The organism is Methylothermaceae bacteria B42, from assembly GCA_001566965.1.
Lineage (GTDB): Bacteria > Pseudomonadota > Gammaproteobacteria > Methylococcales > Methylothermaceae > Methylohalobius.
On the sequence record LSNW01000030.1, the window covers coordinates 19,973 to 34,707 of the forward strand.

The window sequence follows — 14,735 nt, forward strand, 5'->3', positions numbered from 1 at the left end:
CTCTTTAAAAGAGAGTGCTAATAATTTTTTTAGTTCCCTCAAATCACAAAAAAATGTAACTACTCGTCCGTACTGGAAGAAGGCACCATGGGTGGTCTGTGGAGGAAGTGTCTTTGGCAAAGATGCCAAAGCAAAGCCTACAGGGGCGAGCCGGACCGAAAGTCCGGTGGACTTTCGCAGCCGGGCAAGCGCCCGAACAGGGAGGTTTGGGCAGGACTTTCTTGCAAAGCAGGATTGAGCAGCAAGAAAGTATCCACGGTATCTTCCGAAACAGACCACCCATAGGGGTCTAACAGTTGCATAATATGAAGCTTTGACTTGATTTTCATGGACGCAGCTTCCACAAAAATCGAGTCACCACCAACCACGCACCCATCATACTGATCAATACGGAAAAAACGAGTACAATCATGGACTCTTTGAAACTCAGAAATTGCAGCGAATATTGGCTTTGATACAAGTCCGACAACCTCGCCACGGGCCTGCTGAGTGCCTGGTACACTCCCAACGTCCCCAGCAAAGCCAGGATGCCACCAATCAAACCCAACCAAAAACCACTATAGAGAAATGGACGGCGAATAAAAGTATGAGTGGCGCCCAGGATTTTCATGATTTCTATCCGCGGGAGGCGATCTTGCAATTCAAGCCGGATGGTATTGCCGACAATGAGCACCACTCCCAAGCTCAGCAAAACACCGAGTAATAATGCCCCGCGCTGAGCCATGGAAATCAATGCCCGAAGCCGCATTAGCCATTGCATATCCCATTGGGCGAATTCTACATTTTCCAGGGCTTGCAATTCCGCCACCAAGGGTTGGATTTTCTCAGGATCGGCAAAGCCGGGCTTGGGAAGCACCTCTATGACAATCGGTAACGGGTTATCTTCTAGCGCCCCAATGGCTTCACCAAAACCACTACGCCTTTGAAATTCTTGCAAGGCTTCCTGCTTATCAATCAACTTAAGCTTGGTAATGGCAGGGTGGGAAGATAGCCGTTTTTCTAATTTTTGAGCCACATCCAGCCCTACCTGAGGATATAAATACAAGGAAATAGCATAGGTTTCATCAAAACTGCCACTCAAATCCTGTAGATTTTTCAAGGCGAGATAAAACGTTGCCGGCAGAATTAAAGAAATGGCGATGACAAGCAAGGTCATACCCGTCATCCAGGGACTGCGCCAGAGATCTCCCATGCTGGAGAACAGGGCGTGTCCATGCAGACGAAAATAATTTTGCAATTGACCCCGGAACCTGTTTTGCCTTGACCGGCTGGACCCAGCAGAACTGCCCGTCATGATTGCAATCGCCCTTTCTCCAAATGAACAACCCGGCCCGCAAAACGGGAGACTAGCGCTTCATCGTGACTGGCAATCAAAAAAGTAACACCAAGCTCATTAAATTGCCGGAACATCTGCATGATTTCAATAGACAAGTCGGGATCCAGATTGCCGGTGGGCTCATCGGCTAGGATAAGTGGCGGTCGGGTAACGATCGCCCGGGCAATTCCAACCCGTTGTTGTTCACCGCCGGACAGGGACATGGGGTTGCGTCTTTCAAATCCTGCCAGTCCCACCTTTCCCAAGGCCGCCCGGGTGCGCCGGGCAATTTCCCGGGAATCGAAGCCGGAAATTATCAGCGGCAAGGCGACATTATCGAATACGGTGCAATCGTGGAGCAGGCGGTAATCCTGGAATATCAAGCCGATCTTGCGCCGGAAATAGGGAATTTTCCTATCAGGCAAATGGACCAGGTTGCGTCCATTTAAAGAAATATTGCCGCGGCTCGGACGTTCTATCAGCGCCGCCAAACGCAGCAAGGTGCTTTTGCCGGCGCCGGAGTGGCCAGTGATAAAAACCATCTCCCCGCGCTCGACCCCAAAGCTCACGTGGCTAAGCGCGTCACCACTATCGGGATAATGTTTACAAACATCGTCGAACTGAAGCACGCCCGCTCAGTGCACCACCTTGGGTTGTTCGGAAAACAAGGCATCGACAAACGCCTGGGCATTAAATTCCTGTAAATCTTCCATCCCTTCCCCAATGCCGATAAAGCGGATTGGAATAGCGTAACGCTTGGCCAGGGCGAAGATAACGCCACCCTTGGCGGTGCCATCCAGCTTTGTCAAGGCAATGCCCGTGACACCCACGGCCTGATTGAATTGATCGGCCTGCGCCAAAGCGTTTTGCCCGGTAGTGGCATCCAGCACCAACAGTACCTCATGGGGAGCGGTGGGGTCCAGTTTCGCCAGGATGCGCTTGATTTTACTCAGCTCCTCCATGAGATTGGACTTGGTATGCAAGCGGCCCGCGGTATCGGCAATGAGCACGTCAATACCCCGCGCCTTGGCGGATTGCAATGCATCGTATACAACCGAAGCAGAATCCGCGCCCATATCCTGGGCAACCACCGGCACGCCGTTGCGTTCCCCCCAAACCTTCAACTGCTCCACCGCAGCGGCGCGGAATGTATCGCCGGCGGCCAGCATGACACTGAGCCCTTGCTGTTTCAGCCGGTGGGCCAGTTTGCCAATGGTCGTGGTCTTCCCCACGCCGTTAACGCCAACCACCAAAATGACAAAGGGCTTGCGGGTGAGATCGATTTCCAACGGTTTGCTGCAGGGTTGAAGAATTTCCTTGAGGGTGTCGCGCAGCGCTGCCATGACATCATCGTCATACCGGTCGCCCTCTTGGCGCAGTTTTTCCTGCAAACGGGAGACAATCTCCTGGGTTGCCTCGACACCCACATCGGCCATGAGAAGCTGGTTTTCAATTTCTTCCACCAGATCTTCATCCAGCGCGTGTTTTCCTAACGGCAAGCTGGCCAGAAAGCCCGTCAACCCTTGGCGGGTTTTACCCAGACCGGATTTCAATCGCTCAAACAGCGTCTCCGGCGGCGGAGGTTGAGGAATTTCAACGGCTGGCGGAACTTCAGGCGGCAGTCCGGCTTTTTCGGGAGGCGGTGTAATTTGTGCTTCTACCGCCTCTTGCGGCAGGGTAATGGATGCAGGAACATGACTCAAAAAGAAAGTGACTGCGGTGACCGTCATGAGTAACAGTGCCGCGACGATACTATGCGCCACCGCCAAAGGAACGGGCATTTGCTTGATTACCAAGGCCATCCCTAAGGTAATGACCACGAGTAATAGGAAATTGATCAACAGGCCTAATTTGCTTAAATGAGGCACCTTGGGATTGGAGCTGATGCTGATGCCGAGAAAAAATAACGCTAAAAAGGTGACCACCGCTCCCAACCGGTGAACCCAATGAATGGCCACCCGGGCGTTACTGTCTGGCAAAGCCCAGGCTTCAAGCCCTCCGCCCCAATATTGCCAGAAGCCAAATGCATTTTTGTAATCCGCCTCGGGCCACCATGATCCCTGGCAAGTGGGAAAATCCGGGCAGGCCAACCCGGCATAATTGGCGCTAACCCATCCGCCCAAGGCAATTTGGATGAATAATATCCAGAAACAAAAAGACCCATACCGTCTTAATCCTTTCAATGAATCTGGCGCCTTGATAAAGGAAGGAAAAGAGGCCAGGTAAATCCGCAAAGATGTCACGGCAATCAGCATTGCCAAAAGCAAATGGGCGATCACTATTTCCGGGCGCAAGTGGGCCGCGATCAACCCGCTGCCAACAGCCGCCTGAAGCCCATAAAGCAGCAACAGCAAGCCGCTCCACTTCAGGGCTTTTCCCCGCTCTTTCCGGGCAAAGGACAAGCCAAACAGCAACGCTACCGAAAACCCAAGCAGAAAAGCCAGGTAACGGTGACCCATTTGTGCCTTGGCCTTAACGGCATCGAAAATAACGCCGGGGAAAGCCCTTTGAGCCTCATCAGGCAACACATCGGGCACCCGCCATTGACCAAAGCAAGTAGGCCAATCAGGACAACTCAGCCCTGATCCTGTTGCCCTGACGTAGACTCCAGAGGCCAATACCAACAAAGCTAATAGAATAGTGAAAAGTGCGAGTTTTCTGTACCACATATTGTTATTTTCCGGGAAGGCCTTCAACCGATTCTGGATGCCCGAAGCAAGCGCCTCATATCGCGATATACTCCATAAGGGTCGAACCCAGAATCATACCACATCATCAGGTTACCCAAGGGGTCCATCAATATCAGCTGGTCTCCCCGCAAAGGGGTATGAATGACTTCTTTTTCCAGTTGCTTCAAAAAAGAAGACGGGACTTGCGCGAGGTAAAGGGTTTCATCTTTCGCGAGCATTTGTTTGATTTGTTTTGATAGATCCACATCCCGTGACCAGACTGCCAAACGCTTGACCCGAAAAAGATCTTTACTGAACAAAAGCAACAATTTTCTGGTATTGGCGATATTTTCCTTGCACGCCCTGTCACAGTCACCGGGAATGACATGAATCATCACCCAGCGCCCTTTAATTTGCTTCAGCGGGCTTACGCCTTGCAGGGACGCCGGTTTAAAAACGTCGTAATTGACCGGAATTGGCGGTGTAATCAAATTGCCTTGATTGCCCCGCTTGGTCAGCAAATCGGGATGGGAATAGAAATACCATGCCGCTACCATGGGAAGCGCCCCTACCGCGACAATCAACCAAAAAATCCAATTTTGGCCCTTCTCGGCGCTTTTTTCAGTCAAATTCATCTCCAGTTGTCTTGATTTCGTGCTCGTTTCAAGCCATGCCACACCCATAGTCCAAGCGCGATGACGGCAAAAGTAAACCATTGTAGTGCATAGGCGGTATGTCTTTCAGGCTTGATGTGAGACAACGCCCACTCTCGCACATAGCCCTCAGGGAGGGTCGGATCCATCAAAATTTGATAGGGTAATACCGGCTTCCCAAGCTTTTTGGAGACTACCTTCGGATCCAGCTGTTGAACTACCGCCGGCCAGGTTTCCGTAGGCACATCCATGCCCTTTAATGTCATGCCGTATTGTGGAAAATGATCGACAATCCCCCGCACGGTTACTGGATGGCGGGCAATTTCGATTCGGGGCAGTTGCCGCCGGTCGGGCGAAGCGGGTACCCAACCGCGGTTTACCAAGATCACTTGATTTCTTCCCTGTATTTCGAGCGGCGTTAAGACCTCATATCCCACCTTTCCTTGATGCATTCGGTAATCCAGTAGAAATTGATGATGGGGATCCCATTTACCGCTCACAATCACCGGCCGGTAACGCAACGAATCAATCGATAATTGGTTACCGTCAAGACGAATTTCGGCAGCTTGTGCTTGCCGTTCCCGCTGATCCAATAAGGCCTGTTTTTCTTCTGATCGACGTAACTGCCATAAGCCCAAAGTAAGGAACGAAGCAAGAGCCATCAAAGTCAAAATGGTAAGCAGCCATTGTGGTTTAAAATAGGCTGATATTTTCATCCCAATATTTTTACACCAACGATTCAAGGAAACTTATGCTAATTAAACTGCTCGTCATTGCAGCCTTTATCGGTATCGTTATCAGCCTGGGCTCAGCCCTTTACTATCTTCTCCACGATAAAAGCCGTTCTCCCCGTACCGTTAAAGCCCTGACCACACGTATCTCCCTTTCCATAGCATTGTTCTTTTTTCTTCTATTTGCCGCCAGCATGGGATGGATCAAACCCCATGGCCTCAACCCACATCAGCCCGCACAAAAAAAGGCGCTACCCAGTAGCGCCTTTCCGAACCAGAACCAACCTGTTCAGAGCCAGTAAACAAAAATAAACAGTCCCAGCCAAACCACGTCAACAAAATGCCAATACCACGCGGCAGCCTCAAAGGCAAAGTGATGCTTAGCATCAAAATGGCCTTGCAGCGCCCGAAGTAGCACCACCGTCAGAAAAATAGCGCCGATGGTCACATGCATGCCATGGAAACCGGTTAACATGAAAAAGGTCGAACCGTAAATCCCAGCACCCAAGGTCAATCCCATTTCCGTGTAGGCGTGATAATACTCATAAGCCTGCAAGCCTACGAACAAGAACCCTAATGCGATTGTGGCAATCAAGCCTTTGATCAATTGGGAGCGGTTATCTTTTAAAAGTCCCCAGTGGGCCCACGTCACTGTCGCGCCGCTGGTCAACAATATCAGCGTATTGAGCGCCGGAATGCCCCAAGCTTCCATCGGTTCAAATTCACCCCCTACATGGGCAGGACCATTGGTGGGCCATGCGGGAGAAAAATCAGGCCATAGAAATTGGCCGGTGTACTCGCCCACGCCTGTGGTTCCATCTCCCCCCAACCAGGGTACTGCGTACATCCGGACGTAAAACAACGAGCCAAAAAAGGCAGCGAAAAACATGACCTCTGAAGCGATAAACCAAATCATTCCCCAGCGGAACGATCTCTCCACTTGTTCATCGTAAATGCCGGAAAGCCCCTCTTTGATGACCTCGCCAAACCAACCAAACATCATGCCTACGATGGTAAGCGCCCCCAGCACCATAAAAAAACCACCAGCACTTACACCAATGAGCTTGGTCGCAAAACCCCCAAGCATAAGAAACAAGCCAATCGAACCAAAAATTGGCCATTTGGCTTGGTGAGGAATATAGTAAGAACCGCTTGCAGATGACATAATTCTCCCCTTCCTGAAATAATTTAGTTTTGTGATTTCTTCATTTTCGCTGTCACATCAAAAAGTGTATAGGACAGCGTCATATCGTGAACATTGTCTGGCAGTCTCGGCTCGACCACAAACCGAACCGGCATTTCCTTCTCTTCTCCAGGGCCAAACCATTGTTCGGTGAAGCAAAAACACTCGGTCTTTTTGAGGTACTCGCTGATGTACCCAGGATCAACACTATAGACGGCACGAATAACCCTGGGCTGATCCGTCAGATTCTTGGCACGAAAAATAACCGTGTGATATTCCCCCGGGTGTATTTTGATCTTTGCCTTCTCCGCTTCGAATAGGAAAGGCGCATTTCCATTGACCGAGGTAATCATTTCAAAGGAAACCTGGCGACTCAAATCCGGCTGGAAAACCAATGCATCGTCAGTTTTGACAGCGTCGGTAGTCACCTGATTGACACCGGCAATCTGGCAAAAAACGTTATAGAGGGGCACCAGCGCGAATCCAAACCCGAACATCCCGATGACAATTAAAAACATCCAAAGGGCCAGGCGGCTATTTTTTTGCTCCTGAATGGGTTGACTGCTCATCTATTGCCTCAACAAGTACAAAATGGACATGATATAGAAAAAAATCGCCAATAACCCCAATGCCAATGCTAGAAAAATATTCTTTTTTCGCTTTTCCATCGTTAGGAATCACCGCCGCCCTTTAAGAGGGTGTCGCAAAAGCCGACACCCTCCTTAACAGAGAGGCGACATGCACCTATAACCTTAATCTCTTTCCTTTATTTCGATGCCTTCAAAGGAATGGTGATAGGGTGGTGGCGAAGCAAGGTTCCACTCTAATCCGTGATCCTTAGCACCTTCCCAAACTTCTCCATCCACTTTTTCCCCTTCACCCCGGATAGCTTTCCAGACGATGTAACCCAATAACAATTGAGTAACGCCAAAGATAAAGCCACCCACCGAAGACAAAGCGTTGAATTCCGTAAATTGAACCGCATAGTCGGGAATCCGCCGGGGCATGCCGGCCAGTCCAACAAAATGCTGGGGCATGAATAACACATTCATAGAGATAAAAGACAGCCAGAAGTGCAACTTGCCCAGTTTTTCGTCGTACATGACGCCGGTCCATTTGGGCAGCCAATAGAACAACCCGGCAAAGATGCCGAAGACACCGCCACCAACTAACACGTAATGGAAATGGGCTACGATGAAATAGGAATCATGGTACTGAAAGTCGGCGGGTGCCTGGGACATCATGATCCCCGTAAAGCCGCCCAGCACGAACAAAACCAGAAATCCCAAGGCATTCAGCATTGGGGTTTCAAAGGTCATCGATCCCTTCCACATAGTAGCCAGCCAATTGAATACCTTCACCCCGGTGGGCACTGCAATCAGCATGGTGGCGTACATGAAGTAAAGCTCAGCAGCCACCGGCATTCCCACAGTGAATTGGTGATGGGCCCATACGATGAAGGACAGGAAAGCAATCACACAGGTGGCATATACCATTGAGTTATGCCCAAAAAGTTTCTTGCGGGAAAAGGTGGGAATCACCGCGGAAATGATACCGAAAGCAGGGAGAATAATAATGTAAACCTCGGGATGACCGAAAAACCAGAACAAATGCTGGTAAAGGACAGGATCTCCACCCCCTGCTGGATTAAAAAAGCTGGTGTCGAAAAACTTATCCGTCAACAACATGGTTACTGCGCCCGCAAACACTGGCATCACCAGAATCAGCAAAAATGCCGTCACCAGCCAGGTCCAGCAGAACATGGGCATCTTCATCATTGTCATGCCCGGCGCGCGCATATTGAAGATAGTGACAATGATATTAATAGCAGCCAAGATCGACGACATCCCCAACAGATGCACGGTAAAAATGGTGAATGGCAATGCATCACCCGTCTGCAATACCAATGGCGGATACAAGGTCCACCCAGCCGCAGCCGCGCCCCCCTCCATAAACAAAGTAGCCACCAACAAGGTTGCCGCGAAAGGCAACAACCAGAAACTCCAGTTGTTAAGCCTAGGCAACGCCATATCCGGTGCCCCGATCATCATTGGGATCATCCAGTTGGCAAATCCCGCGAAAGCGGGCATTACCGCGCCAAACACCATGATCAAGGCGTGCAGGGTGGTCATTTGGTTGAAAAAGTGGGGATCGACGAATTGCAATCCAGGCTCGAACAATTCCGCCCGGATAATCAACGCCATGGCGCCACCGACGATAAACATGATAAAGGCAAATGACAGGTATAACGTGCCAATGTCCTTGTGATTCGTCGTCGTTACCCAGCGCAACCACCCCTTGGCGGGACCATGTTCATGATGGGTATCGTGGGTATCAGCTACTGTTGCCATTTTCTTCGCACCTCACAACAAGTTTTATAAAATTCTGTCAACGAACGTCGGCAATGTCTTCGGGTTTCACCATATCTCCCGTGTCATTGCCAAAGGCATTACGCTCATAGGTAATTACCGCCGCCAGGTCTTCATCACTAATGTTTTTATCTTGACCATACCCAGGCATGGCACCTTTGCCTTCCAAGACAATCTCGATATGGGTATCGATATCCCCCTTGGCAATTTCACTGCCTGCAATCGCCGGAAAGGTGCCAGGAATGCCGGAGCCATCGGCTTGATGGCAGCTCACGCAATGGGTGTTATATACTTCCTTGCCCCGGGCCATTAATTGCTCCATGGTCCATTCGCCTTCTTGGGCGCCACCAGGGGCAGACTCGTGCTCTTGTTTCCATTGCGCCACCCAGGCCTCGTATTCCTCTTGTGGAACCGCCTTGACTACGATGGGCATAAAGCCGTGATCGCGGCCACAAAGCTCGGCACATTGACCGCGATAGATACCAGGCTTATCCACTTTCACCCAACCGGCGGTGACAAAACCGGGAATGGCATCTTTCTTCCAGCCAAAATCAGGGACCCACCAAGCGTGAATCACATCCGCCGCGGTGAATAGAAACCGCACTTTTTTGTTGGTGGGAATCACCAAAGGATTGTCTACTTCCAGCAGATAATTTTTGATGGTTGTGGGATCAACGCCCGACCCTAGTTGCCTGGCCCGATTGCTTTTCTCGTCCAGACTACTGAAGAATTTAATGCCGTTATCTAGATAGTCATAATGCCACTTCCATTGGTAACCAGTAACCTTAATTGTCATATCCGCGTTACTGGTGTCTTCTATTTTAATCAGGGCGGTCGTGGCCGGCACCGCCAAAGCAATCAAGATAAAGACCGGTATAATGGTCCAAATGAACTCGAGTTTGGCATTTTCGTGAAAAGTGGCGGGAACAGGATTTCTGGATTTTCGATGATGATAAATTGACCAGAACATCACCCCGAATACTACCACGCCAATTGCAACACAGATCCACAAGGCGAACATGTGGAATCCATAGACCGTCCGGCTGGTTTCCGTCACCCCAACGGGCAAATTAAGCTGATAATCGGCCCACGCCGCTTCGCCGCCCAGACTCAGCAACAACACAAAGATCAGCCGTTTGAGATTATGCAATATTGTCACGAAGCACTCCCCTCAAGTTTTCCAACCCATATTTAAAATAATTTTCTAACCCAAGAGTTTTTGTAACTCTTTTGCCAGGATTTGTTTTTCCTCTTCATTTAAAAAGGCACCAATTTCAACCTGCCTGCCATGGGAGCCTAGCAGCAAACGCGCCAGGCTGCCACGCACAGCAGGACTGGACCATTGGACACGCGCCCATGCCCTGAGAAATTCATACCGTTGCTGCGGATAAGAAGTCCCACGTTCTATTCTTATCGTATTATCGCTGATAGTGATGACCTCTCTGAAACCGCTGTTGCGCATACTACAGGCCAGCGCCCAGATGAGCAACAATAATTCCGCACCGGAAAATGGCAGCACTAACCACGCGCCCATCAGGGCAAAACCCGCCCCGATTCCTATCATCAGCACTGCCATCACGCTGATTAGCATTACCGCCCCTCTTATCGTCAACGACCCGTTGGGCCTTAATACGATAGTTTGGCAAAGGCCATTTTTACTTTTCTGCCAATCAACCATACCCAATATATTAGATTTTTAATATATTGTTATCAATGCTTGCCAAAGATATATGGCAAATAATTCTTTCAAATGTAACCGATTGATTGACTGCACGCAAGGCAAAATGCCGCCGGCCCTTTATAATAACGACAGTCAGGCAAACGCTTTTTTATCCAGCTCAAATTTTGACACATTTACGCCCATGCCCATAGATCACGACATAACTTGAGGAAATTTTCCCGTTCTTGGCAATTTCTTCATAATGGGCAATCATTTGCTGAAATTTTTGCTTTCCCGTCAAACCTCGGGGTCTTCCTGAGGTGACATTGTGGGCGCCGATTCCTTTAATTTCCCGTAAAACATGCAGCACCGAAGGATATTGCAAACGGATGTGTTGAACTTCCAATGATTGTATCTCGAAACCCGCCCGAATCATCGTTGCCGCAATATACTCTTTGGAAACAAACTGATTCACGTGGGTAAAGCCGTCAACGTTGGCCCAGGCTTGGCGAAGTTCTTTCAAGGTTCCCTCGCCAAATGTACTGAAGACCAGTTCACCCCCTGGCCGCAGCACTCTGGCAAATTCACTCATTGCATTGTCAGGATATAAGCACCACTGCAAAGCCAGATTAGACACAATGAGGCCCGCTATATTTGCCTGCAAAGGCAACGATTCCGCATCCCCCACTAAAAAACTTGGCCGCTGCCGCCATGCCTGAGATTGTGCTCGCTGTATCATGCCCTCGGCAATATCCACCAATAGCAAGGGGGGGCGGGGGTATCGCTGTTGCAAATATCGCCCGCAACGCCCAGTCCCAGCACCGATATCCATTATCCATCCAGTTGCCGTTGATCCGGGAAGATAGGACAACAGTTCTTCCCCAACCCTTCGCTGCAAACCGGCCAATTGCTCGTATTGATTGGCCGCCCGGCTGAAACTGCGCCGCATCAGGGACTTATCCCAACTCATGGCATCAATGCCCGGGTCATTTGTTCTGAGTGGGAGAGAAAAGGCACATGGCCGGTATTTTCTAAAACGAGGGGACAACAATTTGGGGTTAAAGCAGAGATTGACTGCACAACAGAAACCGGAACCAAAGGATCATTGTCTCCGGTCATGAAGGAAACGGGGCATTGGAGGATTGGCAATGTCCCGCGCCCGTCAATAGAGGCCAGCAACGCCAAACTCTGGAGCAATGTTTCTAATGACGGCGCAGGATACTGATTCCATAACACCTGCAGCTGCCTGATATGAGGTTTATTTCCCCCCACCATCGCAATAAAACGCCTGAGGGTAGCATTCGTATCTTCAATAAGTTCATTCCGAAACTGGTCAAACCAGCTTTGAGAAACCCCGGGCCAGTTCTGCTTGGCTATAAAACTGGGATTAGATGCCACCAATACTACACTGGATGTTAATTGTGGATATTGCCGGGCGAGTTCCAAGGCAATAAGCCCACCCAAAGACCAACCCAACCAGGTCACTTTTTCATTAGCCACTGACGTAGCCAGGCTTTCCACGATATTTTCCAGGCTTACCTTAGCCCAGGAAGGGCTTTTTCCGTGGCCTGGCAAATCGACAAGCGTCACCCGGAAGTTTTCACTCAAAGATTGCGCCCAACTTCGCCAAACGCCAGAATGCATGGCCCAGCCATGAATCATTACCAACCTGCGGCCGGAACCAAAAGTTTCATGAAACAGCAAATTCATGGCGATTTTTCCAGGTGACGGGGCAAAACCTGCTTCCGCAATTCAGATGCCATCCTCACAAGCTTCAGCCAGGGCTTCTAGCAACTGATCTACTTGTTTTTCCGAATGGGACGCGCTCAGCGTAATCCTCAAACGCGCTGTCCCCGCTGGCACCGTTGGAGGACGAATAGCAACCACCCAAAAGCCCCTTTCCCACAATTTTTGACTTGCTATCACAACCCTGTGGTTATCCGCTAGGATCACTGCCTGAATAGGTGTCTCGGATGGCAATAGATTTAATCCCAGGAATTGAGCCCCACGCCTAAACCGCTTGACCAGCACCTGAAGTTTCTCCCGCCGCCAGGTTTCTTCCCTTGCCAGTTTCAAGCTTTGCAATGCCGCCGAAGCCACTGAGGGCGGCAGGGCGGTAGTGTAAATGTAGGTTCTGGCCTTTTGAATCAATGTCTCGATTAAAGCCTCGCTGCCGGCCACAAAAGCGCCAAACACACCCAAGGCCTTGCCCAACGTCGCCATCAATACCGGGACGGCCTGCTGCGTCAGGGAAAACTGTTCCATCGTGCCTCCGCCTTGCTTCCCCAAAACCCCAAAGCCATGGGCATCATCCACCATCAACCAAGCATTTTTTTGCGCGGCGAGGCAAGCCAATTCGGGCAAAGGCGCAAGATCGCCATCCATACTGAATACGCCATCGGTAACAATCAATTGGCGCCTGTTGGAAGTCCCCAAAAGGGAAGCCACAGAATCCACATCGGCATGGGAATAACGGCGTAATCTTCCCCGTGAAAGCAGCCCGGCATCCAGCAATGAAGCATGATTCAGGCGATCTTCCAACACCAAATCTCCTTGCCCGATTAACGCGGCGATGACGCCGAGATTGGCTTGATAGCCTGTTGAAAACAACAGCGCCCTGTCACGGCCAGTGAATTCAGCCAGCGCCTCTTCCAATTCGTGATGGGGGCGCATGTGACCACACACCAGATGAGAAGCCCCGCTTCCTGCGCCATATTTTTCCAGGCCACGGCAAAATGCATCCCGCACGCTAGGGTGATTGGCCAAACCAAGATAATCATTACTGGAAAAATTGAGGCACCGACGGCCCTGGACTTGAATTTCTACCCCTTGCGGGCTATCGACGATATACCGACGGCGATATAAATCTTGTTGCTCACGGGCGCATAATTCCGCTCTCAGAACCTCGTCCAAATCCATTGCAATTAATGGCTTCCCGCGCTGGCAACCATTATTCCCAACCGCTCAAATAAGCGCTGATCAGCACTGCTCTCGGGATTGTCCGTGGTTAAAAGCTTCTCTCCATAAAACACTGAATTGGCGCCAGCCAAGAAACATAATGCTTGCATTTCATCGCTCATATCGGTGCGACCGGCGGACAAACGCACCCGGGATGCGGGCATCAAGATTCTGGCAACGGCAACGGTGCGGACGAATTCTAAAGGATCGAGGGGTTCCGTGCCCTGGAGTGGCGTGCCTTCCACCTGTACCAGTAAATTGATTGGCACGCTTTCCGGATGTTTTGGCAGATTAGCCAATTCCTGCAACAAACCGATCCGGTCTTCCCGGTTTTCGCCCATACCGACAATCCCGCCGCAACATACGGAAATGCCTGCATCCCGCACATGTCGCAAGGTTTCCAGACGGTCTTGGTAAGTCCGGGTACTGATAATTTGCGGATAGTATTCTGGCGAGGTATCGAGATTATGATTGTAATAATCCAAACCTGCTTGTTTCAGTCGTTGAGTTTGGGGTTGCGTCAGCATGCCGAGCGTCATGCAGGTTTCCAAACCCAGCGCCTTGACCGCAGAAATCATTTCCGCCACTTGCTCAATGTCCCGGTCTTTTGGCGCCCGCCAGGCCGCGCCCATGCAAAAGCGGGTCGAGCCTTTGGCTTTTGCGGCGCTAGCGGCCTCAACCACTTCGTCAATCGGCAACAGCCGTTCCCGCTCCAAGCCTGTTTCATACCGTCCACTTTGGGGACAATAAGCACAATCTTCCGGACAGCCCCCGGTTTTAATCGATAACAGCGTGCTCACCTGGATTTCATTGGGGTTGAAAAAAAGGCGATGCTGGGTTTGCGCCTGAAAAATCAGATCGTTAAAGGGAAGATCAAACAGCTCCCTGATTTCTTCTCGATGCCAATCGTTTCTCAATAAATCATCATTAGCCATATGCTGCGGGGAAGCTGCCATCATCATGCTCCTTCAATTTTTGATTACACTCATTGAAACGCTACAAACCAACGAGATAATAGAGCAATCCCGAGTGCTGTCAACCCGAACGCATGCCAAAGGTTAACAACTGGAAAGATATTATACTGGAACGGCTTTTTCCTCCGTGGTGCCTATTATGCGGCGATCCCGGCTGGAATCACTTGGACCTGTGCAAATCTTGCTATGAATCCCTGCCATGGATTTCCACAGGTTGCCGGCA

General features: G+C 50.3%; 16 protein-coding genes. 1 reads left to right on the forward strand and 15 read right to left on the reverse strand.

The features are described from left to right. Positions 1–137: 137 nt before the first annotated feature. The 6 genes from AXA67_08915 to AXA67_08940 are packed head-to-tail and all read right to left on the reverse strand — an operon-like array spanning position 138 to position 5,353. Positions 138–329 (reverse strand): hypothetical protein, encoded by a 192-nt coding sequence (locus AXA67_08915; protein ID KXJ40427.1) that lies wholly within the window; start codon positions 327–329, stop codon positions 138–140. After that, the gene (locus AXA67_08920; GenBank protein ID KXJ40428.1) at positions 326–1,294 is read right to left on the reverse strand and encodes a hypothetical protein; all 969 of its coding nucleotides are present in this window, start codon (positions 1,292–1,294) and stop codon (positions 326–328) included. The genes AXA67_08915 and AXA67_08920 overlap by 4 nt, the downstream gene beginning before the upstream one ends. Further along, entirely contained in the window at positions 1,291–1,944 is a 654-nt protein-coding gene (locus tag AXA67_08925) for a cell division ATP-binding protein FtsE (GenBank protein ID KXJ40429.1), read from the reverse strand. Before AXA67_08925 ends, AXA67_08920 begins: the two co-directional genes overlap by 4 nt. 6 nt (positions 1,945–1,950) lie before the next feature. After that, a complete protein-coding gene (locus AXA67_08930) occupies positions 1,951–3,984 on the reverse strand; it encodes a hypothetical protein (protein ID KXJ40430.1) in 2,034 nt (677 codons plus the stop codon). 23 nt (positions 3,985–4,007) lie between these two features. Further along, positions 4,008–4,619 (reverse strand): hypothetical protein, encoded by a 612-nt coding sequence (locus AXA67_08935; GenBank protein KXJ40431.1) that lies wholly within the window; start codon positions 4,617–4,619, stop codon positions 4,008–4,010. Beyond that, complete coding sequence (locus tag AXA67_08940) at positions 4,616–5,353, reverse strand: hypothetical protein (protein ID KXJ40432.1); 738 nt, start codon at positions 5,351–5,353, stop codon at positions 4,616–4,618. The genes AXA67_08935 and AXA67_08940 overlap by 4 nt, the downstream gene beginning before the upstream one ends. Before the next feature lie 35 nt (positions 5,354–5,388). Between AXA67_08940 and AXA67_08945 the strand changes: the two genes are divergently transcribed. After that, a complete protein-coding gene (locus tag AXA67_08945; protein ID KXJ40433.1) occupies positions 5,389–5,670 on the forward strand; it encodes a hypothetical protein in 282 nt (93 codons plus the stop codon). Here the strand turns inward: AXA67_08945 and AXA67_08950 are convergent. The 9 genes from AXA67_08950 to AXA67_08990 all read right to left on the reverse strand — a co-directional run bounded on the left by AXA67_08950 (position 5,658) and on the right by AXA67_08990 (position 14,473). Then, positions 5,658–6,533 carry an MFS transporter gene (locus AXA67_08950; protein KXJ40434.1) on the reverse strand — a complete coding sequence of 292 codons (876 nt, stop codon included), beginning with the start codon at positions 6,531–6,533 and terminating at the stop codon, positions 5,658–5,660. The genes AXA67_08945 and AXA67_08950 overlap by 13 nt on opposite strands. A 23-nt stretch (positions 6,534–6,556) precedes the next feature. Next, positions 6,557–7,120, reverse strand: a complete 564-nt coding sequence (locus AXA67_08955) for a hypothetical protein (protein KXJ40435.1) — start codon at positions 7,118–7,120, stop codon at positions 6,557–6,559. 183 nt (positions 7,121–7,303) lie between these two features. Next, the gene (locus tag AXA67_08960) at positions 7,304–8,902 is read right to left on the reverse strand and encodes a cytochrome oxidase subunit I (protein ID KXJ40436.1); all 1,599 of its coding nucleotides are present in this window, start codon (positions 8,900–8,902) and stop codon (positions 7,304–7,306) included. A 37-nt stretch (positions 8,903–8,939) separates the two neighbouring features. Continuing rightward, positions 8,940–10,070 (reverse strand): hypothetical protein, encoded by a 1,131-nt coding sequence (locus tag AXA67_08965; protein KXJ40642.1) that lies wholly within the window; start codon positions 10,068–10,070, stop codon positions 8,940–8,942. A 54-nt stretch (positions 10,071–10,124) separates the two neighbouring features. Beyond that, complete coding sequence (locus AXA67_08970; GenBank protein KXJ40437.1) at positions 10,125–10,511, reverse strand: hypothetical protein; 387 nt, start codon at positions 10,509–10,511, stop codon at positions 10,125–10,127. Between the two features lie 247 nt (positions 10,512–10,758). Further along, positions 10,759–11,550 (reverse strand): hypothetical protein, encoded by a 792-nt coding sequence (locus AXA67_08975; GenBank protein ID KXJ40438.1) that lies wholly within the window; start codon positions 11,548–11,550, stop codon positions 10,759–10,761. Beyond that, positions 11,547–12,290 carry a hypothetical protein gene (locus tag AXA67_08980; GenBank protein KXJ40439.1) on the reverse strand — a complete coding sequence of 248 codons (744 nt, stop codon included), beginning with the start codon at positions 12,288–12,290 and terminating at the stop codon, positions 11,547–11,549. Before AXA67_08980 ends, AXA67_08975 begins: the two co-directional genes overlap by 4 nt. Positions 12,291–12,332: 42 nt before the next feature. After that, a complete protein-coding gene (locus AXA67_08985) occupies positions 12,333–13,499 on the reverse strand; it encodes an 8-amino-7-oxononanoate synthase (protein KXJ40440.1) in 1,167 nt (388 codons plus the stop codon). A gap of 5 nt (positions 13,500–13,504) precedes the next feature. After that, positions 13,505–14,473 (reverse strand): biotin synthase, encoded by a 969-nt coding sequence (locus AXA67_08990; GenBank protein ID KXJ40643.1) that lies wholly within the window; start codon positions 14,471–14,473, stop codon positions 13,505–13,507. Positions 14,474–14,735 lie beyond the last annotated feature (262 nt).

Bases quoted from the DNA above. Each gene is read 5' to 3' on its own strand.
- AXA67_08915 (KXJ40427.1), bottom strand. From the start codon at position 329: ATGAAAATCAAGTCAAAGCTTCATATTATGCAACTGTTAGACCCCTAT.
- AXA67_08920 (KXJ40428.1), bottom strand. From the start codon at position 1,294: ATGACGGGCAGTTCTGCTGGGTCCAGCCGGTCAAGGCAAAACAGGTTC.
- AXA67_08930 (KXJ40430.1), bottom strand. From the start codon at position 3,984: ATGTGGTACAGAAAACTCGCACTTTTCACTATTCTATTAGCTTTGTTG.
- AXA67_08935 (KXJ40431.1), bottom strand. From the start codon at position 4,619: ATGAATTTGACTGAAAAAAGCGCCGAGAAGGGCCAAAATTGGATTTTT.
- AXA67_08940 (KXJ40432.1), bottom strand. From the start codon at position 5,353: ATGAAAATATCAGCCTATTTTAAACCACAATGGCTGCTTACCATTTTG.
- AXA67_08945 (KXJ40433.1), top strand. From the start codon at position 5,389: ATGCTAATTAAACTGCTCGTCATTGCAGCCTTTATCGGTATCGTTATC.
- AXA67_08950 (KXJ40434.1), bottom strand. From the start codon at position 6,533: ATGTCATCTGCAAGCGGTTCTTACTATATTCCTCACCAAGCCAAATGG.
- AXA67_08955 (KXJ40435.1), bottom strand. From the start codon at position 7,120: ATGAGCAGTCAACCCATTCAGGAGCAAAAAAATAGCCGCCTGGCCCTT.
- AXA67_08960 (KXJ40436.1), bottom strand. From the start codon at position 8,902: ATGGCAACAGTAGCTGATACCCACGATACCCATCATGAACATGGTCCC.
- AXA67_08970 (KXJ40437.1), bottom strand. From the start codon at position 10,511: ATGCTAATCAGCGTGATGGCAGTGCTGATGATAGGAATCGGGGCGGGT.
- AXA67_08975 (KXJ40438.1), bottom strand. From the start codon at position 11,550: ATGAGTTGGGATAAGTCCCTGATGCGGCGCAGTTTCAGCCGGGCGGCC.
- AXA67_08980 (KXJ40439.1), bottom strand. From the start codon at position 12,290: ATGAATTTGCTGTTTCATGAAACTTTTGGTTCCGGCCGCAGGTTGGTA.
- AXA67_08985 (KXJ40440.1), bottom strand. From the start codon at position 13,499: ATGGATTTGGACGAGGTTCTGAGAGCGGAATTATGCGCCCGTGAGCAA.
- AXA67_08990 (KXJ40643.1), bottom strand. From the start codon at position 14,473: ATGGCTAATGATGATTTATTGAGAAACGATTGGCATCGAGAAGAAATC.